Below are 23,587 nucleotides of genomic sequence, written 5' to 3'. Positions count from 1 at the left end.
GCTTCATTGCTCGATGCCGGTGGCCGTGATCAGCGCCGGGTAATGCCGCAGGCCTAGGCGATCGGCCAGGTCGTCTCCGGCTACGGGCGCGAGCGGCACGCCCGGCACCAGGGCACGCAGCCCTGCCAGGCCCTGCGCGGTCTCGACATTGACCACTAGGCCGACCGCGCCGCGTTCGCGCAAAGCAACGCCGCGGCGCTGCAACCAGGCCCGGGAGGCGTCGTCGTCGCCGATGACCACGAACGGCCGCAGGCCGGGCGCTTCGATCACGCGCCGAGCGACGGTGCCAGGCGTGAGTTTGGTGCTGCGCACCGGCAGCATCGCTGCCTCGTCCGCGGGTGTGGCGGGAACCTGTGGCGTCGGAATGGGCGGCCGGGCCGGGACATCGGCGCGCGGCTGGAGGTTGAGGGCCTCGTAGTACGGCAGCGCCGACGTGCCACCGCGATCTTCGACCACGATCAGCGGATCGCCGGCACGCGATGCCAGCGGCAGACCCGCCAGCAGCACAAGCAGGCCCCGCAGGGCCAGATGGGATTTCGTCATGGGGAAGTCTCCTGGCGCGTGGCGAGCACCGCGGCGTTTGGGCGTGCGCCCTGCACACGCGCGAGATGGCGCGACACGCTGCGCCGGTAGCGGGCGGCGGGCTCGCCGCCCGCAGGACGGTGGTAGCGGCCGATCGCCAACAGCCAGTCTTCGCCGGACGTGTGCTGCTCCTTCAGGATCTCAGCGGCGATGGCGAGGTTGCGATAGGGGTCCAGCAGGTCGCACGCGCTGGTGAAGCGGTGCTTGTGGTAACCGAGGTTGATCTGGCCCAGGCCTGCATCGATGCGCGTGTGGGGCGTGGCGCGCATTGCCTGTTGCAAGCCCGAGCAGGCGTCGGCGCGCGTGGCGAAGCGGCGCGACTGGCCGGCGACATTGAGGGACCACGGCCACGGGACGATGCGCCCGTTGCGCCGAACACCGCTCTCCTGCAAGGCCACGGCGAAGAGCACGGTCGAGGGGATGCCCGCCCGCTGTGCGGCGAGTTGGTAGGCCGGTGGTGGAACCTCCTGGGCATGGACGGCGCAGGCGCACAGGCCGGTAGCAAGCACCAGTGCGCGCAGGAGCTGCGAGACGGAGGTGGCCGCTACGGCTGACGCTGCCATTGGCCGTTCACCTCGCGCACAGCCGCGGGCAAGTCACCGGGCAGGCCCAGCGACAGCCAGCGGCCGCCGTCGTGGTTGAGGGTAATGCTGCCGCTGCGCACGCGCGCCGGGTCGATCTGCGCGCGCTTGGCCCAGTCGCGGATGCGTGCATCGTCCTGGCGGCTGCCCACCATATACAGGTCGAACTCGGCACCCGAGGATTGCAGGCGCTGCACGAGCTGCCCACAGGCCGCGCAGCCGTCCTTGACGAACACCGCCATTCGGCCGCTGCCGCGCGCGGTGCCGGCGCCCGGCCCGTCGTCGGGCAGGTTCACGCGCTGCATGCCGGGGTTCAGGCGCTGCCAGGCTTCGTCGTAGGCGCGTTGGTAGGCGAGCAACTTCTCGACGCGGCGTGCTTCGATTTGCACCTGCAGCTCTGCATAGCGCCGCCGTTCTTCGTCGGTCCGTGCCTCGATGCCTAGGGCAGACAGCGGGTCCAGGTTGGGCGAGTAGATTCCCAGCGGCCCATCCATCAGCTCGCGGTAACGCACCCATTCCTGGGGTTGGAGGCCCCAGTTGCTTGCTACTCGGTCGTCCAGGACGCGGGCGGCCAGCGGGCGCTCCTGGCTCTGCGCATTGCGAGCGGGAGCCGTGGCTGACTGCTGCGCCCACGCGGGCCACTGGACTGAAGCCAGTAGGAGTGCGGAAAGGATGATCGACGGCTTCATGTGGTGTGCTCCGATCAGGGAATCGCCACGCGACGGGTCTGGTCGCCGGCTTGGAACACCGCGGCGCTGCCATCGATTGCCTGCAAGCGCCATGGGCCGACCGCATCACCGGGCAGCAGCACCTGAAGCTGGTCGGGCGTGAAGTCCCCACTGCTCGGCGCGACGGACACGCTGCGCTGGCCGGCGCGCAGTTCGGCGCCGACGATGCGGAACGGCAATGGCGGCGGTTCAGACTTGGCGGCGGGCTTGCTCGATGTGCGCGGCTGGACGGGGGCTGCTGCACGCGCGGCGGTCTGGCGCGTCTTGATCTGCTCGATCTCCGCGCGCAGCGCCTGAAGGTCGTCGGCGGCTGCGTAGCCGCTCAGTGTTTTCTCAACCTGGGAAGCGCGTGCTTCCAGGATTTGGCGGGTGTCTTTGAGGTCCGCCGCCGTTGCGACGGCCGGACGCTGCTGGATGGTCTCGATGGCCTCGGCCAGGGCCACCGCCTGCGCTTCGAGGCGTTGCAGACGGGAATCGAGCCGTTCCTGGTCGGCCTGGTCGCTCATCGCCTGGTAGCCGAGGGCCACGATGACGCTTAGACCGAGCAGCCAGAGCCAGAGCATGCTTTGCACCACCACGGCGGCGGTCGGGCGACGCGAAGATTGCGGAGCGTTCACGGCTGGCCTCCTGGAGTGGAAGGCATCAGCGGGAAGGTCTGCACCGCATCGGCGGCGGTCGGTTCGGGCATGGGTTCGGCGGCCACGCTGTCGCCGGGCCGCTCGAAGCAAATCTGTCGTGCGCGGTCATCCGCGTGCAGTTCCCAGGCCGGACCAGCCAGGGTGAGCAGCGCATCGCGCAAGGTCATGGGACCGAGATGCAGGTGCGCCGCCGGGAGCGGCAGCTCATACAGCTCGATCACGGCATGCGCCGTTTGGCACAGGCTGTAGCCGCTGCGCTTGAGCACATGCCGCAGCCCATCGCCGACCGTGGCGCGGGCATCCTCGGGCATCGACACGTCGATGGTCTGCAACAGCAGGTCGCGCTGCGCCGCTGTAGGGGCCAGTTCGACCAGCGTGTAGCGGGCGTAGCGCACGACCGGGATGTACTCGGGCGCTTCGGGTTCGGGCGCGGCCGAGACTTCCTCGATGGTGTCGGGCGCGACCGGCGCAGTCGTCGTCGCGCAGCCACCGGCCAGCACCGACCAAAGCAGGCCGAAAAATCCCGCCAGCAGGCGGCGTTCGGGATGGTGAAACCAGGGTGGAGAGGGGCACATAGCTCGGCGTCCTGAAACATCGAGCCCTCACCATCGCCGCTCGGGCTACGAGCGGCAGCAAACAATGCGAACCAGACAGCGCCCGATTTGCCGGCAGCGCCTTCACCAAAGAAAGGCCCCAAGTTGGGGCCTGTGAAAATGGGTCTCTTATTTCTCGTCGTCGATGCCCATGCGCTCACGCATTTCGGCGAGGAACGCCTCGGGGGCCATCAGACCATAGCGTGCCAGGCGCACAGGGATGTCCTCCGCATCGAGGTTCCCATCTTCGATGCGCTGCCGCAGGAAATCCGCAATCTCGGCTTCCAGCTTCCGTTGGGTGTCGATGGCTTCGGACGGTTGGGTGTTGGTATTCATGGAAATCTCCTTGGGATGAAAAAAGCGCAGCCACGTCCACGGAGAACGTGGGCGTGGCTGCAAGGTGGGAACAACAGAAATGCCGGCGGCGCTAGGCCGGCTTGTGGCGTGGGAATCAGGCGGCGACCAGTTGCCGGGCCAGTGCGACCTCGACGGAATCACCATCCTGGTTCAGGACATCCAGCCCCGATTCGGGTACATCGCCCGAGGTGGACTGCGAGACCATGATCTTCTTGGCCATCAGTTCGAGGCATGTCATCTGCGAGGAACCGGCGTAGCCGAGATAGATCACGCGCACGGGGTGCTTCTGCCCGATGCGCCAGGAGCGGCGGGCCGCCTGCTGGAGCGAGTACACGTTGTAGCCCGACTGCATGAACACGATTGTCGGGAAATCCAACAGGTCCAATCCCGTCTTGACCAACTCGGGGTTGGTGATGAGCACGTCGATGCCACGATCCAGTTGCTCGGCAATCCAGTCCTCGCGGCGGCTTGCATCCACGCTCGCGCGCAGCACCGCCACCTTGAAACCTTCCTGCTCCAGCAGTACCTTCAGGCGCGACGTGGTGTCGCGCGTGCCGGTATAGACCGTGTAGGCGAGGACCTTGCGGCCCTGCGCCTTCTCCTGTTTGCAGATATCGATCAGCTCACGCTCCTTGGGGCTGATCTCGAACTCGTTGAACTGAGCCGGGACGAACGCCAAGGTGTTGCGCGTGCGCGGATGCACCACGGTTTCCGACCGGAAGCAGCAATCCGGCCAGGCCAGCAGCACGTTGAGGACCACACCCAGCAGAGTCGTATCGCGTCGCGCCAGAGCCTGTTTCAGCTCCGCGGTCAGCCGGCCCGCCAGATCGCGGTAGGCCGCGGCTTGCGCCGTGTCCATCGCGACTTCGCGGAACTCTTCGTCATACGGCGGCAGGACGTTGCCGCCGATGTCCTTGAGCTTGAGGAAGATCGTGAACGGCAGGATGCAGCGCAAGACGCCCTTGGGGCCGAAGCCCGGGGCTTTGACCGTGCGCACCGATACCTTGGTGCCCTTGGCCGTCTTGTGCGCCGTGCCGGCGCTCTCGGAGTAGATGTCCTTCAAGACCCCGTGATCGCGCATGAACGCCATCGCGGCCGAGGTCATGCTGCCGCTCGTGGTCGGGCGGTAGCCGTCTTCGATCATCCGCCCGGGAAGGGCTCGGAACAGCAGGTAGAACAGGTCGTCCCCGTAGCCGCCCATCAACGTGCCGGTCAGCAGCAAGGTTTTGCGAGCCTTCGCCGCCAGCACGCCCATGGCTTGGCCCTGGGCACTGCCGCCGTTCTTGTACTCGTGTGCCTCGTCGGCGATGAGCAGGTCGAACGTGCCTTGCGGCAGGTATCTCTTGATGAACTCGGACGGCTGATAGCCGCCCTCGCCAAACCCGAACTCCATGTTGGCCATCGCGCGTTCCATGCGCGTGGCCTGACGGTCGGAGAACACCAGTTCGCCGTTGCCGTCCATGAGGTTGATGAACTCATGGATGTTGTCGCCGAGCATCGAGGCCAGGAAGCCGTCGCCGAACTTCTGCATCAGCTTCTGCGCGGTGACTTCCCCGATGGTCGGGATGCGCTTCAAGGCTTTGAGGACGGCCGAGGACTGATCGCTGCCGGACAGGCTTCTCGGGCGGATCAGCGTCCACAGGGGGGCGGCGCAGTGGCTGCACTTCCTGCGGGATTCCTCGGCTTCGAGTTCGACCGGGTTGACCGGCTCGCCGTCGAGATCGGTGATGACCGTGCCGCAGTCCGGGCACGCTGCCACGTTGCCGTGGCGGGTACGCCGCTGAGTGAAGACAGGCTTCCAGTGGAACCCCATCCGCATCCTGACGCGCCCCAGGACAAAGAACTCCTGGCCCGTGGGCTGCACGCCCAACTGCTCGCGTAGCTTGATGAGCTTGACCAAGGTATCGGGGCCGTTGAGCACCCACACCTTGGCGCCTGCTACCGTCTCCTGGATCTCGCGCCGCCACTTGTAAACAAGGTGCGGCGGCGAAAGAACCAAGGTGCGGCGGTAGCCTTCGGCGTTGAGCACGGCGGCCGTGGCGATGCCGACGGTCGTCTTGCCGCAGCCCATTTCGCCATTGACGATCGCGGCATGTTCGCCACGGTCAATCAGCAGCTCGGCGGCGGCATGGACGACTTCGGCCTGGGCCTGGAACAGCTTGCGCTTGAGGCTGGCGACGATGAGCTGGCGATGTGCCTGCGGTTGGCCGGTATAGACCGGCGGATTAGCGCTGTTGAGGGCGTCGAGCAGTTCGTCGCCGAACTCGCCGACGAAATCCTGAAGGCTCAGGGTCAGAGGGGAAGATTCCGCATCGAGCAGTTCGCCCTGTACGGGCGCGGCTTCAGCGGCATTGGTTTCGAGATCGAGGGACATGGTGATGCTCCAAAGAAAATGGGGCATGCACCACCCCCAGTGGGGCAGTGGCATGCCCCGTGGTGGGAAGTAAATCGGCGCGTGGCCGAAGGTGGTTGAAGGTGCTGGCCTGGATGGCCAGCGGGTGAACCGTGCTCAGTCCTCGGACGGCAGAACGATGACGGTGGCGCGGCGCTCCGCGTCGGTAACGATGCGAATGGCCAGCCCCGGGTGGATCACGTAGTGCGATGCCAGCGAAGCACCTGATTGAAGCGCGGTGCTGTTGGCCTGCCATTGCTGGACGTTGACGTCGCCCCAGTCACCACGGGTGTGGCGCCTGAAGTACGGGATCGGGTCGAGGCGACCCGAGCGGACCAGGCGGTCAATGCCTTTGCTGAAGATAAGCGCCCCGATGGGGAACGCCAGCCTCTGGCAGTAGGTTTCGATGCGATGTGATGCCATGGGCTCCTCCTTGAAAGGTTATTGAGCCACGACACCCCTGGCGGAGTGAAGTGGCTCCGTCAGGTGGATGAGAATGACGATGTGGGGCCGTCAAATCAGATCTTGCTCCTCGGATAGCTGGACCACCGTGGTTTCATGGTCCTCGCTGGTCTTGACGATCAGTGCCAGGTCCGGCGTGATCCTGAACTGCGAGATCATTAGGTTGTCCTGTTGGATTGCGACGTTGTTGGCTTGGCGGGTGGCCTCGTCGATCTCGCCCCAGTCACCGCGCACGTGGCGCTGGACATAGGCCAAGGGGTCGATCAGGCCTTTGCGTGCCAACCAATGCACCTTCTCGCTCAACTTCAGCGTACCCGGTGCGAACAACGGTTGCTTCTGCGGCGCGGGCCGCTTGAACGGGTTTGCGAACATGGTGTTTCTCCTTCGATGTGGGAATAGCAGGACGGCAGCGCGTCCGGTGAGTCAGCGGATGGTCAACACCTCGCCCCGTGTCGCGGAGCCAGGCGTCATGTCCCACGCGCGGATGACGGGCACAAACTTGTCGGTGAGGATGCGGGTCTCGGCGATCGAGCCGTCTTCGCGTTCGGTGAATTCACGCTGGAGCGTCTTGTCCTTGTGGGTGTCACCTTTGACGACGAGCACGCGCCCGGTCTTGGAGCGCACAACCCCCGAGATCGCGCCCGCGGCCAGAGCCAGGGCGAGATGCCAGTGGGACAAAGCCCGCGCCGGTGGACGCAGCGACTGCTGCGCGGCCCCCAGGTGCGTGTCCAGCGACGGCCAGAGGCCTTGCAGCCTGCCAACCTCGTCGGCGAACTGCTCGGGCTCCATCGTCACGCGGAAGAAATGCTCCGGCTCGGCCGGACTGGCGGGGACGATGTACGGCAGGAACGGCCAATCGCTCGGCAGCTCCTCGGCTTCGACTTCGCCAAGCCCAACCTGCAGCAGCAGATTGCGCACGGCCTTGACGCCATCGGGAGCCTGTTCACGCTGTCGCACCCTTCGGCCGAAGATCACCACCTGCTTGAATTGCGTTTCCACCGCTCGGTAGATGCGCAGGTCCGTGTAGTGGCGTGTCAGCCAACCGACCAACTCCGCGTCGAGCACGTAGCCGGGGACGATGAAGACCAGCACGCCGCCGTACTGCAACAGCGACAGCGAACGCTGATAGAACAGCTTTTCGAGGCGGGCACGGCCCTGGCCTTGGTAGCCGATGTTGCCGTTGACGTCCTTGGACAGGTCGCCATACGGCGGGTTGAGCCAGAGCAACCCGAAGGATTGCTTGGAGACCATCGTGTCCATCAGGTCCGCGTGCAGGCAGTGATCGACCAGGCCGCGGGCATGACGTGCCCGCTCCGGGTCGAACTCGACGGCGAACGCCTTGGCCTGCTCGCGCCCGAGGGCATGGGCGGCTTCGGCGATCGCCACGCCTTCGCCGGCGCAGGGATCGAGGATGCACATCGGCCCGTCGCTGGGCATCAGTGCGTTGAGGGCTCTTTCGAGCGTGGGTTCGTCGGTCGGGTAGTAACCGTTCTTGGCGAAATTGCGGGCAAGCCGCGGGAACATGAGGGCCATGGAAGTCTCCTGGTTGGCGGGGAGGAATGGCGGAAGCACGCCAAGGCGTGCCTCCGCAGGTGGGTCAAGCCGCTACCGCTTCCGGCGTCCAAATCTTGGCCGGATACGGATAGGCGGTGAGTACGTCACTTCGGATCAGGGAACCCAGCGCCAGGGTCAGCGCCGGCACGTCGATGGCGAGCCGATGGCCTTCCAACGGCCCGAGGGCGAACGGAAGGCGGGCCAGCATCTCGCGGGTTTGCAGCAGTTCCAGCACGGTCTCGCGCCAGTGGTCGAGCAGCGGCAACGGGCAGGTGTCCCGCACCAGCATCCACAGGCGGTCAAGCCGGTGGGAGCTGTCGCGTGGCAGCAATGCCAGCGCGCTGGCGTTGGCCTTGTCGGGCTTCACGCAACGCCGGTCGAACAGCCACACGTTGGACAGCGAACCGAACAGCGTTCGCCGGTAGGCGCGGGTCATGCGCTTTTCCAGGCGATCGACGTTGCCGACGAACACCGGGACGCTGCCGCCCTGGTCGGTGATGACGTGGAACTGGTCCAGTCCTTGCTCGTCGCGCCCGAGGGTCAGGCGAGCGAGGAACTGCTGGACGGCGGTGTCGCGCGCCCAGATGGACAGGAAGATCAGGTTGCCCTGGTCATCGCCGACGCAGGCGTCGGCCATCACGTCCGGGCATTCGTCGATGCGGTACAGCGTGGAAGAAGTGTTTGCGGGCATGGTGGTGTCCTCGGATGAACGGGAACAGCACCGCCCGCCGGGGCAAGTACTGCCCCAGGGGGTGGAAGAAAATCGCTCAGTCCGGCTCGAACTGCCGGGTGTGCGGGTTGAAGTGAAGCGCCTCGTCCACCGCGGTGATCGGCGTGAAGCCGTCCAGGTAGATGTTGTTGAGGTACTGGTCGCGGTAGGTCAGCGCCTGCCGCGCCTGTTCCTCGGTAAGGCCGTTGCTGATGAAGTACTCCTGCATTTCCTCGTCGGAAGACACTTCGTCGTTGGACAAACTGCCTTCAACGAGTTTCAACAGTGAGGCGGGGAGCGCAGCCAGGATCGGGTCCATGTCGGTTCCTCCTGACTCAGGCCAACAGCGCCGCGGCGGGTGCCGTGGATGCCGTGGGGGTGCGCCGCCGCGCGTGGTAGGCGCGAACGCCTGCACGCCAGTCGGCGGACTGCTCCGGCGTCATGTCGAGGTAGCTCAACGGGCACGAGTAGTAGTACGGGTGCATGGACTCGTCCAAGGGCTTGTAGCCCCATTGGCTGCCGCTGCGCTCCAGAAGATCGCAGCGGATGTAGCGCAGGGACTGGCCCGGTGCGAGATCACGATGCACGCCTTCGGCCCTGGCCGTCACTTCCGCGACGGACCAGAGGACGTTGCCGCGCAGCGTGTGGGCGATGACCTTCACGCTGGCGCGCTCGGTCTCCTGCGGTGCGATCAGTTCCGCGATCAGTTCAGACCGCGATTGGGGAGAGAAATACCAGCCCATGAGAGGCCTCCTGAAGAATGTAGAGCCAGAGGCCTCCCCGTGGGGAAGAACCCCCAGCGGGTGATGGAATGCCGCGTGTGCGGCGATGGAATGCAGTGCGGGCTAGGAACCGCAACCGGCCGGGCAGCAACCCAGCGTGATCCCATGCGAACAGCAGCCGTTTTCAGCGAGCCAGTCCTGGGTTTCCTGCCGTTCGGCGGGTGTTGCGTAGTCCCATTCCTGGGTCGCGATTTCCAGCGCATGAACGCGCTGGCTTTCCGGCAATCGACTGGCTTGCGCGTCGATCTCCGAGCTGAAAAGCGTGACCCAGTGATCCCAGGACAGGCCGCAACCACGTTGGGCATGCTCGGCGGCCGTCTTGCAAACGGCGCGCCACGCGGTTTCGTCCAGCGCGGAACGGGGTGTATCGCAAGTGATGATGGACATGATGGAGACCTCCAGAAGAAAGCCGAGGCCACCCCCGCATGGGGAAGGAACCCCGGCGGGTGGATGAAGAACACCGCGGATGCGGTGTCTGCAATCACGCAGGTTGCAGTTCGGCCTGGCGGCTCCACTCCTGCGTCTTGAAGTCCAGCGCGTAGCCCAGTTCGCCCAGGCGGGCGATCTGCGCGCGCAGGGTGCGGCGGTCGATGGTCGAATCCAGCTTCACAGACTCGCCCAGCGGCCACAACAGGCCGAACAGCGCGGCGTCGCCATCCTCGGTGCTGCCGGGGGCAGCAGCCGCAGCAGGCGGCGCGTCCACGCCGAAGGGCGTGGTATCGACCAGCGGGTCCGCGGACGTCTGCACGGGTGCAGGTTTGGCGGACCTGGATGCCTTGGCGGGCTTGGCCGGCGTTGTCGCAGGCTGTGTCCCTTGCTCTTCATCGAGCGGATCGACTTCCTGCGGAGCAAAGCTATGTGCTTCGGCCTTGCTCAGCTTGTCGATGCCGAAAAGTGTCATACCGTCCAGGTTGGCGCGCATCTCGAAACGCATGCTGCCGTCGCTGATCGGATAGCCTTTGAGGAAGATGTAGCGAAGAACGAATTCCCCTTGGTACTTGCCCTCGGGGTATTGCTCCAACTCCGCGTCTTTAATCGTGAACTTGCCGAGTTGGCATTCGAGCTTGCCAACGTTGAACTTTCCGTTGCGGCCGTGAATGGTGCGCAGCGCGAGCTGGCCCGGGACGATGATGGGCGTGGCCGATTTCTCGGGTGCCGATGTGACTGCCATGATGCTTCTCCTTGAGGAATAGGAAAAAGGCAAGGCCCCGTGAGGGGCCATGCCGGATCAGAACGAAGCAGCCAATGCCGGCTCCTGCTCTTCGACTTCACCTGCGGGCTCGCGCTCGGCGGACTCGATAGGCTGGTCGGCAGCGGTGTCGGCGGCATCCTCGGCTTCGGGCGCGGGTGCGTCCTCGGCCTGCGGCGCCTCGGCTTGCGCCTGGCTCGTCGGATAGACCTGGGTGCCGTCGATCTTGATCAGACCGATGTGGATCAGCGTCGATTCCAGGCTCGCTCCCGGCTCCCCGGCGCGCTCACCCTTGGTGCGGATGTACGGATCGATCTTCATGTCGTTCAACTTGAAGGCGATCAGCACCTTGCGGTCCCCTTCGATGGCCTGCACGCACCGGCGAACCAGGTGCTCGGCTTCAGGGGTGGCGACGATGGTGTCGAAGTACCGATAGTCCGGTTCACCGACAGGCCCGGCCAGAGCCGCGACGCAGCACGACAGGAACGGATCGCCATCCTTGGGGGTGACGTCCTTCGGACGGCTGAGGTAGCCGATGCCGCGGGTGATCAGCTCGTGCTGCTTGATGGAAGCCAGTTCGGCCCGGTCAAGCGGCTCGGCCTTGAGCAGTCGCGCCTTGAGGGACGCGGCGGCTTCACCCTTGCGCTCGCCCTTGTCGCGGATGTACGCATCGCCCCACAGGTCGCCGAGGCGGAAGCGCACCAGCGGGCGCTGCTTGGGATCGTCAACGCCGATGTAGCGCTGGACGAGGTTCTTGGCCTCGGCACCCGAGACCTTGACGTCGAAGTAGCGGTAGCTGGGGTCCCTGGCGGGGCCGACCAGCGCGGCAACGGTGCATGCCAGGAAAGGCTGCGCACGGCGGCCGCCCCGGACAGGCACTTCACGGACACGCTGGATGTAGCCGATGCCCGAGGTGTGGAGGTCGAAATACGATTTCTCGTTGGACGTGGTGTTCATGGTGAATCTCCATAGGGAAGAAGCGGAGACACACCAGCCCCACGCATGCGGGGAAAGGTGCGTAACCCCGCGGTGGGTCGATAAGGCGAAAGCATCCGCCACCAGAGACTGGTGGCCGCTCGCGGATGGATGCGGTGCGAGCTGGCTCGGTCACGCAGTGGGAACTGCGACGCAACCTCGAAGACCGATGGTTGCCTGGCATGTCGCTGACAACGTCAGCAGGCATGGGGTCAGCATGGCCGGGCCTCGCGCGCGCGACAGCAATCAATCGGCATCCGGGCGCTTCCCATTTTTTCCAGGCTGCCCAGTTCCGCCCAAAAGAAAGCCCCCGAAATGGGGGCTTCAAGGGGTATGCGGACATTTTTGGACTACGCCGATTCCACCGCCGCCAGTGACAGATACGTAGCGGTGGCGGACAGCTCCAGATCATCTGAGCTTTGCAGAATGCGAGTGAAAACGCTGTCTTTCGGGTCGAAGAACTCGCCGAAATCGTCGCCGCCAAGCTCGGCGCGTGCCAGTTCCCACCAGTCATCGAACGGGTCGGTATCCGGGTTGCAGCCGACGGCATAGGCCAGCAGCTTCACGCGGCCATCGGGGCGGCGCTCTCCGCGCTCGGCGAGGAAGTACACGCCCTGGTCCTTGGCCAGGGCGACGCGGCATTGGTTGGCGATGGCCTCGGCAAGCACGGGGCGCAGGTCGGAGCCTCTGAATCGCAGTGACATGGTTGAAATCTCCTGTATGGATGAAGAAAAAAGCCCTCCACCGAAACGGATGGAAGGCTTGTGGGGCAGTCGCCGGTAGGCTGTGGACTGATCAGTCGTGCCGCTAGGCTTCCTGTCTGGCGCGTCAGGCTGGAACCGCCTGACGTTGACGAGAGGCTTTGGCGTCGATCACGCTCACGCCGATCAGGCGCCAGCGCCCGTCGTCGATGAGCCGCTCCAGCACTTCACCGAGCATGTCGAAATACACCTCGTCGTGCCTATCGATCAACTCACCGTCGCGGTGCAGCTCCACCACGTAGGTGTCGCCGCCACGGTCGTAGAGGATCGTCACCTGACCCTCGAACTTGGTGGTTGAGACCGTGAAGCTGATCGCCGGCGGGGTCTCGATGATCTTGGAGGGCTTGGGATCGACCCAGGCGAAGTCGCGGGCACCTGCATCGACCAGCATGTGGGTGATGCACCGGAACCCGTCGGGCGCGGGCATCTCCTCCAACTGCTCGATGAGTTGGCCCAGCTCCATGCACTGCGGCTCGGGAATTGGCAGCTTGGCGGGTGCTTTGCCAAGGATATGCCTCGTGATGGTGTAAGGCGTGCCATCCGAAGTCTTCTCGGTGACGACTTCCGGGGTGTCCGCGCGCAGCCCGTCGAAACGTCGCCGGGCGTAGGGTTGGACATGGACCTTGGCGCCCTCGCTGGGAACGGTGGTCACCAGGTTGGGATCGAGCACGGCGAACTCGGAAGGCTTGAGCTTGACGACGATGGCATCGTCGGTCGCGGAGACCACCTTGCCGTTGAAGGGCTGAGGGTCGATGGCGAAGCCCAACGTCGAGGACTGCGGCTGATCATCGAATACGCGGTATTTGAACGAACGCACGTTGCGAGGCATATGGCCCGCGACAAGCGAAGGCATCATGGATTTGATGAGGGAACGGTCCATGGGAATCTCCTTGAGGAAGAACAAGGGATTCCCCGCCCGCAAGGGAGAGGTCCCTTGTGGGTGGCGTGAACGGACGGGGTACGTCCATAGGAAGAAACGACCAGCACGGTTTCCCGCACTTGCAGCCTTGAAGGTCTCGGCTGCCAGGGCATGTGTCGGCAACGCCGACGAACATGGAGCAAGGATGGCTCTGGAATGGGCGGCCTGCCCGCAAGAAATCGCACAGCGTCGCACCCGCTTTCCTGCGCTGCGGACAAGAAAAAGCCCCTCGAAAGGGGCTTGGTTGGGTCAGGCTTCGTACACGAAGTAGTGCTCGCGCTGACGTGGGAAGAAGACATGCTTCCATGTATCGCCGCTGGTGTTGCCACCGTCGAAGACGACCATTTCGTAGTCGTCAATGTCGGTGTCCACCAGGTCGGCGCTGGCGATATGGCGCATGTGCAGCGTGCCGCTCATGCGCTCGAATACCAGGATCTGGCCGATGGCGTCGTCCTGGCCCATGGCATTGACGCAGGCGCCGAGCTGGTGCTCGAAGTCTGGCGTGCGCGAGATGAGGTCGGGGAACATGAGGTTGCTCCTATGAAAATGGATCAGCCCGGTTCCGGGAGGGAGACGGGCCGGTATGGGGGAGAACAAAGAGGAAGGATGTTGCGTCGAGCGGCTGCTAGGATTCGGCCAACGGCAGGCCCAACAGCACGGGTGCGTCGGCGTCGAGAATCAGGATGCGCACATCGGCCTGGCCAGCCAGTTCAATGACGTTCGCCAGGTCATCCGGCATACCCTTGCTTCGGTGCTCCTGGCGAAGCTGCTCCGCACTGATGCCCTCGGCGTGGTCCAGGTTCTTGTCCGTCCAGGGGGTGGAGATCAGCTTGATGCCGATCGCCGGGCTGTACGGAACCCGGAACGCGATGAACAGGAAGGCCTCCGGCGTGGCGAGGTCTGCCAGGTTGGCGAGGTATTGGCTGGTTTCCTCGCTTATGTGCGCGCTGCTGATTTCCCAGCACCGGCTGTAATAGCCGGTCTCGAAACTCAGGCGCTGTACGACCTCCCGCGCTGCCTCTGCCGAATAGGCGTCGCCGACGTGGATGGGGCGGCCGTCGAAGTCATCGCCATGGATGGCATAGACCACGGCGCCGATTACGCCTTCGCCGCTGACACCTTCTCCGGCATCGCATTCGGCCAGTACCTCGGCACTCACGGGTTCGGGACCATTCCTGACTACGGCGAAATCGCTGGTGACGATGCACGAGGATGAAATCATTTCCTCGTCGGAAAGGTGCTTTTGGCTCGGGTGGATGATTCGCCAGACATGCGGGCTTCCATCCTCGTAGCTGATGCACAGCGTGCGGACGATTTTCAGATTCCAGTATCCGCGGAGAAAGGGATTGGGTTTCAGGGACATGGGAACTCTCCAGATTTGAATAATGGAGCCAATCCCCGCCACCGGGAATTGGACCCGGTGGGTTGAAAGTGGAAAATGCGTCAGTCGGCGCTGATCGTTGACGTCTGAGCCAGCCGTTCGGCGATGCGATGGCGCACATTTAGGCGAAATTGCTCATCGGTGATGCCGGCAAGCAGGTTGGCGGCCTCCAGCGCGATCAACGCTGAGGCCTCTTCGATGTCGGCGGCCAGGATGGTGTTGCGCAGTTGATCGCCGAGTTGAAGCGCCTGCGAGGACGTTCTGAAGACCTGGACCTCGCGGCTCAGGTAGCAGCCGTTGCCGCCGAACTCGAATAGCCTTGGCTTGCTGCAATACCAGCAGCCCTCAAACTGTATGGCGGTCAGGTTATGGCCATCATCGAAGCGGGTAGCGATCAGAAGCAGGGCTTCCAGGTCCGCGCTGTCCTCGAAGTGGTGGTGCTCTATCAGGTTCTCCAGCTCCCCGTCCTGGTCAGCACCGAAGTGCGCGGCCAGCCGTTCAAGCAGAGGCGGAATCGACAACTCTTCGTCGTCGGGCATGGGGATTCCGAGTTGTGTGGCCAGGTTTTCCAGACCGTCCAGCACATCTGTCCAGCGTGGATCATTGGTCTCGGCGATCTGGGCGATGTAGGCCTGCCCATTGCCGGGATGGTTTTCGTCGAGCGCGAAGGCATCGAACAGTGCCTTGATGACGGGAGTAACGCGGTCGAGCACGAGAACGCCCGTGCCTTCGTAGTAGTTGTTTGCCATGCTGGCTCCTTTCGAGAAGAGCGGAGCCAGCCCCTGCGGACGATGGCATCCGCAGGGAATAGCCCAGGGCCGTTGGCGCCGGGCGATGGGGAAGAAAAATTGAGGGACATGGCCTTATGAGCGCATGTCCCTCACGGGAGGATCGAGAAGACAGTGGCGTGCCGGAGACCGACTCACCAACCGCTGTAGTTCACCAGCAGGTCGGCGATGACCTTGCGGCGTTCCAGATCGAGACCGTCGAAGTCCGACAGCCCGTGGAAGTGGCAGCGCTTGAGCATGGCACCGCCCTCGCGCGCGTTGTAGAAGCTGACCATGGCGGACAGGAACATGCGTTCGCCGCTGCTCAGGACGCCGAGGGCATCGTTGAGCCGCAGCATGTCGGGACGCAAATCCCACTTGGTGTTGGCCCGGTTCAGGCCTTCACGGGTGCCGTCGCCGAACCACTCGGGACCAGCAATCTCGACACCGCGCTTCCAGGCCTCGAAGAAGGCTTGGGGCGCGGCAGCGAAATGCTGCTCTTCCCGCATGATCTGATCGACGACTTCCCGCGGCAGTAGCTGGTTCATGATGTGATTTCTCCAGTTGGATCAGGGAATGGCGAGCTGGGACCAGCCGCCTCTTTCGAGGGCGCGTTGAGCCGCGGCATAGCTGCGGAAGTACTCGCGGGATTCCCGCGAAACGGGACCTTCGGTATCGCGCGTGCCGATGTAGTGGCCGGCGGCGCTTTGCAAGACTTCGAGCGGCAGGAACTTGCCGCAGTAGGTCAGGGCCAACTGGCCGAAAGAGGCTTGCTGGGACATGGACGGGCTCCTTGGAAAAGCGGGGCCTTGTCCCTCACGGGATGGCAGCTCCCGCACGCGGTTGATAAAAAGCATCAGCGTCACGGGGACGCTCATCCGCAGAATTGATGCGATGCGGACTGGTGGGTGACGCGGGAGAGACCCGCGGCAGCCTGGAACCCTGGCTGCTGGCATGTGCTGACGAATCAGCGAACATGCGGGCAGCTTCTTGCGAGGGCCGTGCTGCGTCAGTTGGAAAACCGCATCCGGCACAGCCCCGATTGATGGGCTCAGAGAAAAGAAAAGCCCCGCGTCGAGTGCGGGGCTGTCAGGAGGGTGCGGTGGTGCTGGGTCAGTCGGGCTTGTCGCCCAGGACATGCTGCTTCCACAGGTCGAATGCCTGCTCGGGCGGCAGCTCGGCGAGGATGACGATGGGCTGGGCCTGCCGGGCGCGCAGCGAAGCGAAGTACGACTTGCGGTCGGCGATGGCCTTGAGCTTGATGCCCTTGATGAACAGCAGTTTGCGGTCCTTGATGAACAGCACCTTGTTGCCGATGTCGCGGTTGAACGCGGCTCGCACCTTGCGTTCCGCGTGCATGGCATCGGCCAGCTCATCGACCAGGAAGTCGAGCGTCATGGCGATGTAATGAGGGTCTTCACCCTCGTGGCCCAGGTCGAGCGGCGCAGGCGGCAGGCCCTTGGCGAAGGCTTCGGCCTGCGCCAGCAGCGCCGCCTTGCCGTTGAGTGCGTGGAGGAACGTCGAGCCGCCGTGGCCGTCGTTGCGGGCCTCGGCGATGGGAATGCCGTCGAACACGATGGTCGCGGTGAAGCACAGCGTTTCCTCGCTGGCGAAGTCGGCCACCTTGAGGTTCTTCAGCGTGATGCGGTCTTGCTTGGTGATGGTTTCCATGGGAGATCCTGAAATCGACCGGGTGGCGACATGCCCCTAACGGGACGTGGCGACCATCCCGTGGGTTGGAGAAAGGAGGCATCGATGCCCCGGTGGGCAGCGTTCGCCGGTGAGATGCCGAAGCGAACTGGTGGGTGGCGTGGGCGGAACCCACGGCAGCCTTGACACCCTGGCTGCGGGCTGCTGCCGATACATCGGCAATGCAGGGAGAGAATGGCGCGGCCGGCAGGCTGCGTCGTCGATCAATCCGAATCGGTCAAGTCCGTCTTGTGCAGGCACTGCACCAGCCGGTTGCCCAGCCAAGCCATGCACGGGACGGCCATGGAGTTGCCAATCGCCTTGTAGCGCGGAGCGTCTGCGGCAGGCTTGCCGCGATACGGGATCAGCGTGTAGTCGTCGGGCATGCCCTGCAGCCGCTCGCACTCCATGGGCATCAGCCGCCGCACCCGCCATTGCGACCAGTCCGCTGCACCGGATTCATTCCAGTCGTAGCGGAAATGTGCCTCGAAGTCGGGGGCCAGGACATGGGGCTTGTCTGCGCCGCCGCCGCTGGTACGCAACGCCGCTGCAACGCTTCCGCCCAGTTCGGCGGCAAGACCCTGCGTCCGTCCCCGCAGGGCAACGCAGGCCACCATCGGCACACCGTAGCCCGGCTTGCCGTTGGACAGGACGGTGCAAGACACCTGTCCATGCCCCGACTCGAAGCGCACTTCGCCGCGGTTGTTCTGCGCGAAGGCGATGGCGGGTACGACGCCTGCGTTCGCATGGCTGTTGCGATGCCCGCCGGCACGCAGCGTCGGCGTCAGGTCGATCGTGGCGTCCGCGCCGCTGCCCTGGGCGGTGAAGGCGATGATCGGCACGCCCTTTCCCGTACCGTCCTCGCTGCTGCCCTTGCCGTTGTTGGCGGTGTCGAGGGTGTGGGCGATGCTGCCGGCGATGGACTGCACCATGAACGTCTCGGTGCGGATGTCGTGCTTGGGACCCGCGGCCATCAGGCATGCCGCAACATCGACGGGGCCGATGCCGCCGCTGAATCCGAACGTCGTCGTGACCTTGCCGTAGGGCTGGTTCAGTCCAGCGAATCCTGCGTATCCGCCTGCTGCAGCAGCACCCGATCCAGCAGCGCGGGCAGCTTCTTGCCACGGCGCGCGGCCCGCAGAAGAATCCCCGCGCAGGCCTGTGCGCTCAAAAAGTACTTCGGAGGGATCGAGGTCATCACCACCACATGCCACAAGAAACACGCGCTTGCGGCGTTGGGCGACACCGAAATATTGAGCGTCGAGCACGCGCCAGGCGATGCGGCGGCGGGGTCCAGACACACAACCAGCGTGCGCCCATTTTTCCCCTGGCGGCTGGAGCGCACGGCTTTCTCCGGCCAGTGCTCCCAGGAAATGCCCGAAGGCATTGCTGCGGTCGTTGAGGACGCCGGGGACGTTTTCCCAGACGAGCGTTGCCGGCGGGCGGCGGTCTTGGTGGCGGGTTTGGTCGATGGCATTTGCAAGCTCCACATAGGCAAGGGTCAAGGCGCCGCGCGGGTCGTTCAGCCCCTGGCGCGCGCCGGCAACGCTGAACGACTGGCACGGCGTGCCGCCGACCAGGATGTCGGGCGCCGGCACGATGCCGGCGCGCACCTGACGGGCGATCGCGGTCATGTCGCCCAGGTTGGGCACATGGGGGTAACGGTGGGCGAGCACGGCGCTCGGGAACGGCTCGATCTCGGCGAACCACGCGGCTTTGAGGCCGAGGGGTTGCCATGCGAGGCTCACGGCCTCGATGCCGCTGCACACGCTGCCGTACAGCAGTGGCGCGGCCTGGGGCGCACCGCGAAGGGTGCAAGGTTGCGGGTTCATGTCGGGTCTCCTGTTCGTGTGGCCCGGGGCGGGCCGGGACGTTGATAGGCAGGAGAAAGGCGCCGAAGGCCCTGCGGCCTTCGGCTCGGGAGGACAGAACCACCCGTGGGCTGGTGCAGGCCCGGTCGTCGCTAGAACCGTCTGCTCATCAGCAATCACACCCGGCGCATGTCGTGGTTCGCGCCGGCATCGTCTGGCGCACATCCGCGCACAAAGGGAGCCCGTTTTTGCGCCGGCGGGCACCGGCACCGAATACCGCTGACCACGAAGGGTCTCCGGGTGGCTCGCGCAGCTTGGCAAGCCACCGGGGGACCCTTCGCAGAGGCGGGAGAAATGCAGATCAGCAGAACGCGCAGGAGGCGGTTCGCGGAGAAGCTACCTTCAGGTCCCGCGGCCGGGGACGGCCAGGCGGGACGCGCACACGGACAAGAAGGCGTTGCGCGCTGGGCGTCCCGCAGGGCGTGCGGAACACAGGCCGCGCCGCCGATGGCGGGCACGGCTCACGGGGAACGGGGTCGGTCAGGAGCCTTTGCGGCCGCTGCGGCGCGGGCGCGAGGCACCACGCCTGGACGTGCCGGATTCGACCGGCAGCGTGCCTTTGCAGTCGGGGTAGCGACTGCACGACCAGAATGGGCCGCTCTTGCCGGTGCGCTGGCGCGTCGGTGCGCCGCACTGTGGGCAAGGCGGTCCGTGGGGAACCTTGATGGACAGGGACGTGCTGCCGTACTGCGCGATCAACTGTGAGATCCATGCAGCCTGCTTGCCGATGAATACGTCCAGCGTGAGCTGTCCAGCTTCGATCATGTCCAGCGCCTGTTCCCAGACGGCGGTTGTCCCTGGGTCGGCAATCGCTGTGGGCACCGCGTCGATCAGGGTGAAGGCCGCATCCGAGGCACGGATGGCGCGGCCCTTCTTCACGAGGTAGCCCCGCGTCAGCAGGCCACTGATGATGTTGGCCCGCGTCGCTTCGGTGCCGATGCCGACCGTATCCTTGAGCTTCTGTTTCAGGCGCGGGTCCGAGACCAGTTTGGCGACGCCCTTCATGGACTTGACCAACTCGCCCTGCGTATAGGGTCGAGGGGGCAGCGTCTTGAGCGCCTTCAGATCGACGTCGGCCACCTGACATGCCAGGCCCTCGCGCAGCGCGGGCAGTACCTGGCTGCGCGCCGCAGGGTCGCCATCCTCCTCGGATTGCGGTTCGGCCAGCACCAGGTGCCAACCCTTGACGACGACCTGCTTGCCGGTGGCCGCCAGCGTCTGCTGGCCGCAGGAGAGGTTCGCCACAGTGCGGTCGAACTCGTGGTGAGGAAGGAATTGCGCCAGGTAATGCGCCCGGATCAGCCGATACACTGCCAGTTCTTTCTCACTCATGGTCGAGAGGTTCGCCGGTTCGAGCGTCGGGATGATGCCGTGGTGAGCAGACACCTTCGCGTCGTTCCAGGCGCGTGAGCGTTGAGTGCGGTCGAGCTGGTCCATGATCGGTCGCAGCAAGGGATCGGTCTTGACCAGGCTGTCGAGGACCGTTGGCACCTCGGCGAACATGCTTTCGGGCAGGTAGCCCGAATCGGAGCGCGGGTACGTCGTGGCCTTGTGCGTCTCGTATAGGGCCTGAGCAATGTCTAAGGTCTCCTGCACATCGAGCCCAAGCTGCCTGGAACACACCTCCTGCAAGGTCCCCAGGTCGAACGGCAGCGGCGGGCCTTCCCGCACGCGCTCGGTTTCGACCGCCACCACCTGGGCGCTGTCCGCGGCGCGGATCTGCTGCGCGGCGTGCTGCGCGATGGGCTGCTGCAGGCAGCGGCCGGCGTCGTCGGTGCATGTGTTCGGGGGAACCCACTGCGCGGTGAAAGCCTGGCCACCAGCGGACAGGGACACGTCGATGGCCCAGTACGGCACGGACACGAAGGCGGCGATCTCGCGGTCGCGGTCCACGACCAGTTTGAGCGTGGGGGTCTGGACGCGGCCGACCGACAGCACGCCGTCGTAGCCAGCCTGTCGTCCCAGCACCGTGAACAAGCGGCTGAGGTTCATGCCGACGAGCCAGTCCGCCCGAGAGCGTGCCAGCGCCGAGTAGTACATCGGCAACGTCTCGGCCGATGGCCGGAGCTTGCCGAGTGCCGCGCGGATGGAAGCATCGTTGAGCGCCGACAACCACAGCCGTTCGATGGGGCCGCGGTAGCCGCACAGGTCGATGATCTCGCGGGCGATCAACTCGCCCTCGCGGTCGGCATCTGTGGCGATGACAAGCTGGGTCGCCTTAGCCAGAAGCGCCTTGACGACCTTGAACTGCGTGGCGGTCTTCGGTTTGACCTCGACCCGCCAGTGCTGAGGAATGATGGGCAACTGCTCGATGGACCAGCGCTTCAACTGCTCGTCGTAGGCTTCGGGCGCTGCGGCTTCTACGAGATGGCCGATGCACCAGGTGACGGTGACGCCGGAACCGTTGAGGCAGCCTTCAGCGCGCTGCGTGGCACCGAGAATCCGGCCAATGTCTTTGCCCTGGGAGGGCTTCTCGCACAAGAACAGCCGCATGTCCGTCCATCCCGATTCCCGTTGTTCATGGAGTTGCTGGAATCGAGGATGCCGAGCGCCACCTGGGGCAGCAGCAAACAAGCCGCATGCGGCGGTGACCGCTTTCACGGGATGGAATGGCTTGTGCGGGGGTGGCGCGTGGCCGCAGGTGTGCGGACCGGGAGCCGCGATATGAGGGAGCGCGTGAAAGTCGGTGGACGTTGGTGGAGCTATCCCCTGGGGATAGCTCGCGAGCGCATGGAGGGCGGCGAAGACGTGCGACCGCCCTCCATGCCGGTTCACTTCCTGCGCTTGGATTCTTTCGGCGCAGCCGGTTCCTGCGCGGCCTGGGGCTTGGGCTCTGCCTCTTGCGGCTTCGGGCTGAGGGTCACGGATTCGATGCGGTACGGCAGGATGCCGACGCTGCGCGCGTTGATCTGCCAGGTCTCGCGCGGCTGATCCTCGTTATCCGTCCAGGGTTCGCGCTCCATGCGGCCGACGACCAGCACGCGCATGCCTTTCTGGTACAGGTCCTTCCAGTGCTCGGCGTCGCGGTGCCAGATTTCCACCGGCGCCCAGAAGCCGCCCCGGTCCTCGAACGTGCCATCCTTCTTCGGCACAGGGTTGTCGAAATAGACGTTCAGGCGTAGCAGGCGACTGGGTTCGTCGTTGCCGTTGGGGAATTCGCGGTACTCCGGTGGCGAACCGATGTTGCCTTCGCCGGAAAAATGCGTGCTCATGATGTGATCTCCGTGGTGGTTGAAATACCCGTGCCTCGTCGGCGCCGGGAGCGTGCTGGGTGCCCGGCGCAATCACCGATCGCGCATTGCGGCGGGAATGGGCGTGAGCCGGCGCAGGTAGGCGTCGTCCGCCTCGGCCGCCTTGCTGGCGCATTCCTGCGCCTGCCTGCCCAAGGTGTGCAGCAGGCTGATCTGCATGTTCAACGTGATGCGCTGCAGCTCGATCGCGTGCAGGTCGGCCAGCAGGTTGACGGGTGTGCTGCTGCTGGCGACCAGCTCCCGCCACAGCGCCACGCCCATGGCCGACCTGTCGTGTCTGCGCCAGCGCAAGAAGACGGTTCCTGCGCCAGTGGTCTGTTGGGCCAGTTCGATGGGCAGCAGGTGGAAGGGGTGCCCGCATGCCTGCTCCAGTACCTGTCGCTGTGCCAGGGCAATCAACTCGTCGCGCATGGCGAAGCACTGGCTGGCCCAGGCCTCGAAGTCCCCTTTACCCTTAAAAGGCTTTAAAAGGCCTTTTAGATAGGCCGCGTGTTCCAGCCGCATGAAGGCACCCTGTTGCAGGCCTCGGAAGTAGCGGGTCGGTGGGTTCGGATCGCTCATGCCGGCTCGTCCTCGCCGGCTGCGGCTTCGGGCGACTCTGCGGTGGTGGTTTCATCGCCGAGCAGTGATGCTTCGGCAGGACCGTCGCCGCGCTGCTTCAGGCCACGGCGCACGATGGGCGGCGCAAACTTCGACCGGCGCGTGCCTTCCAGCACGTCCTGCGGCAGTTCGCCATACTTCTCCAGCGCTGCCCGCGCTGCGGCATTCTTCGACGCGAAGTCATCGCGTGTGCAGCCCGAATAGCGATACTGCTGGGCCAGCGAGAACAGGCTGCGCAATGAATGTGCGCCCTCGTTGAGCCAGCGTTCCAAGGTGCTGCGGTCAATGAGCGCGGTGTGATGGGCGAGGATCAGCTTGCGGGCGATGTCGTCGTAGTCGGCCAGGAGATAGACCGCGGCAAAGCCGAGCTGCGCGTTGACGAAGAGCGGGAGCTTGACCGGCTGCACGTTGAGGTTTTCGCCCAGGCTGAGCGCCGGCGGCACACTCGCCAGCGCCTGGTCCACCTGCTCGCGCAGCGATTGCAGCGTGACCTTGGTGTGGTCGAGCTTGTCCTCGATGCGCAGCATCCACCAGTCCGAGTACGGATCGTCTTGTTCTGAGCCCCGCCGCATCTTGTTCATCTGAGCGATATAGCCATTCAGGCCGACGATGCCCGGTCGCCCCTCGGCGGCGGCGCGGCCATGCCAGATGCGGGAAGCGTGATGGGTGTGCAGGGTCAGCGACATCGCACTGCGCAGGGAGCCGAGATTCAGTTGCAGAGGTTCATTGGTTGCCATGGTGTCTGCTCGTTGTTGGAAAAGGAGCGGCCAGCTTCGACAGGAAGCGGAAGGCAGTCAGTCAAGAAT

Annotated in this window: 29 protein-coding genes; all 29 read right to left on the bottom strand. The window is 65.0% G+C overall.

Features of this window, described 5'->3' with window-relative positions; all coding sequences use genetic code 11:
• Window positions 1-3: 3 nt before the first annotated feature.
• Window positions 4-543, bottom strand: a complete 540-nt coding sequence (locus AC1HFW_RS30505) for an integrating conjugative element protein (RefSeq protein ID WP_009459678.1) — start codon at window positions 541-543, stop codon at window positions 4-6.
• Window positions 540-1,145: a transglycosylase SLT domain-containing protein gene (locus tag AC1HFW_RS30500; protein ID WP_009459679.1), complete on the bottom strand. Its 606-nt coding sequence runs from the start codon at window positions 1,143-1,145 to the stop codon at window positions 540-542. The genes AC1HFW_RS30505 and AC1HFW_RS30500 overlap by 4 nt, the downstream gene beginning before the upstream one ends.
• Window positions 1,127-1,852: a TIGR03759 family integrating conjugative element protein gene (locus AC1HFW_RS30495; protein ID WP_009459680.1), complete on the bottom strand. Its 726-nt coding sequence runs from the start codon at window positions 1,850-1,852 to the stop codon at window positions 1,127-1,129. Before AC1HFW_RS30495 ends, AC1HFW_RS30500 begins: the two co-directional genes overlap by 19 nt.
• Before the next feature lie 14 nt (window positions 1,853-1,866).
• Window positions 1,867-2,508 carry a hypothetical protein gene (locus AC1HFW_RS30490; protein WP_009459681.1) on the bottom strand — a complete coding sequence of 214 codons (642 nt, stop codon included), beginning with the start codon at window positions 2,506-2,508 and terminating at the stop codon, window positions 1,867-1,869.
• Window positions 2,505-3,104, bottom strand: a complete 600-nt coding sequence (gene pilL2 / locus AC1HFW_RS30485; protein WP_009459682.1) for a PFGI-1 class ICE element type IV pilus protein PilL2 — start codon at window positions 3,102-3,104, stop codon at window positions 2,505-2,507. Before pilL2 ends, AC1HFW_RS30490 begins: the two co-directional genes overlap by 4 nt.
• 147 nt (window positions 3,105-3,251) lie before the next feature.
• Window positions 3,252-3,458: a hypothetical protein gene (locus AC1HFW_RS30480; RefSeq protein ID WP_009459683.1), complete on the bottom strand. Its 207-nt coding sequence runs from the start codon at window positions 3,456-3,458 to the stop codon at window positions 3,252-3,254.
• 115 nt (window positions 3,459-3,573) lie between these two features.
• Complete coding sequence (locus AC1HFW_RS30475) at window positions 3,574-5,853, bottom strand: helicase-related protein (protein WP_019726337.1); 2,280 nt, start codon at window positions 5,851-5,853, stop codon at window positions 3,574-3,576.
• Between the two features lie 135 nt (window positions 5,854-5,988).
• Entirely contained in the window at window positions 5,989-6,294 is a 306-nt protein-coding gene (locus tag AC1HFW_RS30470) for a hypothetical protein (protein WP_009459685.1), read from the bottom strand.
• A 90-nt stretch (window positions 6,295-6,384) separates the two neighbouring features.
• Window positions 6,385-6,705, bottom strand: a complete 321-nt coding sequence (locus AC1HFW_RS30465) for a hypothetical protein (RefSeq protein WP_009459687.1) — start codon at window positions 6,703-6,705, stop codon at window positions 6,385-6,387.
• Between the two features lie 51 nt (window positions 6,706-6,756).
• The gene (locus tag AC1HFW_RS30460; RefSeq protein ID WP_219805742.1) at window positions 6,757-7,905 is read right to left on the bottom strand and encodes a DUF6094 domain-containing protein; all 1,149 of its coding nucleotides are present in this window, start codon (window positions 7,903-7,905) and stop codon (window positions 6,757-6,759) included.
• Window positions 7,906-7,930: 25 nt separating this feature from the next.
• Window positions 7,931-8,578: a hypothetical protein gene (locus AC1HFW_RS30455; RefSeq protein WP_019726336.1), complete on the bottom strand. Its 648-nt coding sequence runs from the start codon at window positions 8,576-8,578 to the stop codon at window positions 7,931-7,933.
• Between the two features lie 76 nt (window positions 8,579-8,654).
• Window positions 8,655-8,915, bottom strand: coding sequence for a hypothetical protein (locus AC1HFW_RS30450; protein ID WP_009459691.1), 261 nt, complete (start codon window positions 8,913-8,915; stop codon window positions 8,655-8,657).
• A 16-nt stretch (window positions 8,916-8,931) separates the two neighbouring features.
• Entirely contained in the window at window positions 8,932-9,339 is a 408-nt protein-coding gene (locus AC1HFW_RS30445; RefSeq protein ID WP_009459693.1) for a hypothetical protein, read from the bottom strand.
• A gap of 102 nt (window positions 9,340-9,441) precedes the next feature.
• Window positions 9,442-9,765 carry a hypothetical protein gene (locus AC1HFW_RS30440; protein ID WP_009459695.1) on the bottom strand — a complete coding sequence of 108 codons (324 nt, stop codon included), beginning with the start codon at window positions 9,763-9,765 and terminating at the stop codon, window positions 9,442-9,444.
• Window positions 9,766-9,859: 94 nt separating this feature from the next.
• A complete protein-coding gene (locus tag AC1HFW_RS30435; RefSeq protein WP_009459697.1) occupies window positions 9,860-10,549 on the bottom strand; it encodes a DUF3275 family protein in 690 nt (229 codons plus the stop codon).
• Window positions 10,550-10,606: 57 nt separating this feature from the next.
• Window positions 10,607-11,524 (bottom strand): DUF3577 domain-containing protein, encoded by a 918-nt coding sequence (locus AC1HFW_RS30430; protein ID WP_009459698.1) that lies wholly within the window; start codon window positions 11,522-11,524, stop codon window positions 10,607-10,609.
• Between the two features lie 368 nt (window positions 11,525-11,892).
• Window positions 11,893-12,246: a DUF3085 domain-containing protein gene (locus AC1HFW_RS30425; RefSeq protein ID WP_009459699.1), complete on the bottom strand. Its 354-nt coding sequence runs from the start codon at window positions 12,244-12,246 to the stop codon at window positions 11,893-11,895.
• 124 nt (window positions 12,247-12,370) lie between these two features.
• Window positions 12,371-13,183: a hypothetical protein gene (locus AC1HFW_RS30420; RefSeq protein ID WP_019726335.1), complete on the bottom strand. Its 813-nt coding sequence runs from the start codon at window positions 13,181-13,183 to the stop codon at window positions 12,371-12,373.
• A 288-nt stretch (window positions 13,184-13,471) separates the two neighbouring features.
• Complete coding sequence (locus AC1HFW_RS30415) at window positions 13,472-13,750, bottom strand: hypothetical protein (RefSeq protein ID WP_009459701.1); 279 nt, start codon at window positions 13,748-13,750, stop codon at window positions 13,472-13,474.
• Between the two features lie 97 nt (window positions 13,751-13,847).
• On the bottom strand, window positions 13,848-14,585 hold the full coding sequence (locus AC1HFW_RS30410) for a DUF5983 family protein (protein ID WP_009459707.1): 738 nt from the start codon (window positions 14,583-14,585) through the stop codon (window positions 13,848-13,850).
• An 80-nt stretch (window positions 14,586-14,665) separates the two neighbouring features.
• Window positions 14,666-15,352 carry a hypothetical protein gene (locus tag AC1HFW_RS30405; RefSeq protein WP_009459708.1) on the bottom strand — a complete coding sequence of 229 codons (687 nt, stop codon included), beginning with the start codon at window positions 15,350-15,352 and terminating at the stop codon, window positions 14,666-14,668.
• Between the two features lie 173 nt (window positions 15,353-15,525).
• Window positions 15,526-15,918: a hypothetical protein gene (locus tag AC1HFW_RS30400; protein WP_009459709.1), complete on the bottom strand. Its 393-nt coding sequence runs from the start codon at window positions 15,916-15,918 to the stop codon at window positions 15,526-15,528.
• Between the two features lie 21 nt (window positions 15,919-15,939).
• Window positions 15,940-16,152 (bottom strand): hypothetical protein, encoded by a 213-nt coding sequence (locus tag AC1HFW_RS30395; protein WP_003290186.1) that lies wholly within the window; start codon window positions 16,150-16,152, stop codon window positions 15,940-15,942.
• 331 nt (window positions 16,153-16,483) lie between these two features.
• Window positions 16,484-17,041 carry a hypothetical protein gene (locus tag AC1HFW_RS30390; protein ID WP_009459715.1) on the bottom strand — a complete coding sequence of 186 codons (558 nt, stop codon included), beginning with the start codon at window positions 17,039-17,041 and terminating at the stop codon, window positions 16,484-16,486.
• A gap of 242 nt (window positions 17,042-17,283) precedes the next feature.
• A complete protein-coding gene (locus AC1HFW_RS30385; RefSeq protein ID WP_009459716.1) occupies window positions 17,284-18,891 on the bottom strand; it encodes a DNA cytosine methyltransferase in 1,608 nt (535 codons plus the stop codon).
• 519 nt (window positions 18,892-19,410) lie between these two features.
• A complete protein-coding gene (locus AC1HFW_RS30380; protein ID WP_009459717.1) occupies window positions 19,411-21,423 on the bottom strand; it encodes a DNA topoisomerase III in 2,013 nt (670 codons plus the stop codon).
• Between the two features lie 278 nt (window positions 21,424-21,701).
• Entirely contained in the window at window positions 21,702-22,142 is a 441-nt protein-coding gene (locus tag AC1HFW_RS30375; protein ID WP_019726334.1) for a single-stranded DNA-binding protein, read from the bottom strand.
• Window positions 22,143-22,214: 72 nt separating this feature from the next.
• On the bottom strand, window positions 22,215-22,742 hold the full coding sequence (locus AC1HFW_RS30370) for a DUF3158 family protein (RefSeq protein WP_009459718.1): 528 nt from the start codon (window positions 22,740-22,742) through the stop codon (window positions 22,215-22,217).
• Window positions 22,739-23,518, bottom strand: coding sequence for a PFL_4669 family integrating conjugative element protein (locus AC1HFW_RS30365; RefSeq protein ID WP_009459719.1), 780 nt, complete (start codon window positions 23,516-23,518; stop codon window positions 22,739-22,741). Before AC1HFW_RS30365 ends, AC1HFW_RS30370 begins: the two co-directional genes overlap by 4 nt.
• Between the last annotated feature and the right edge of the window lie 69 nt (window positions 23,519-23,587).

The sequence above is a fragment of the Achromobacter sp. ISS7 genome (genome assembly GCF_056523125.1).
This window is presented reverse-complemented; position numbering and strand designations above follow the sequence as displayed.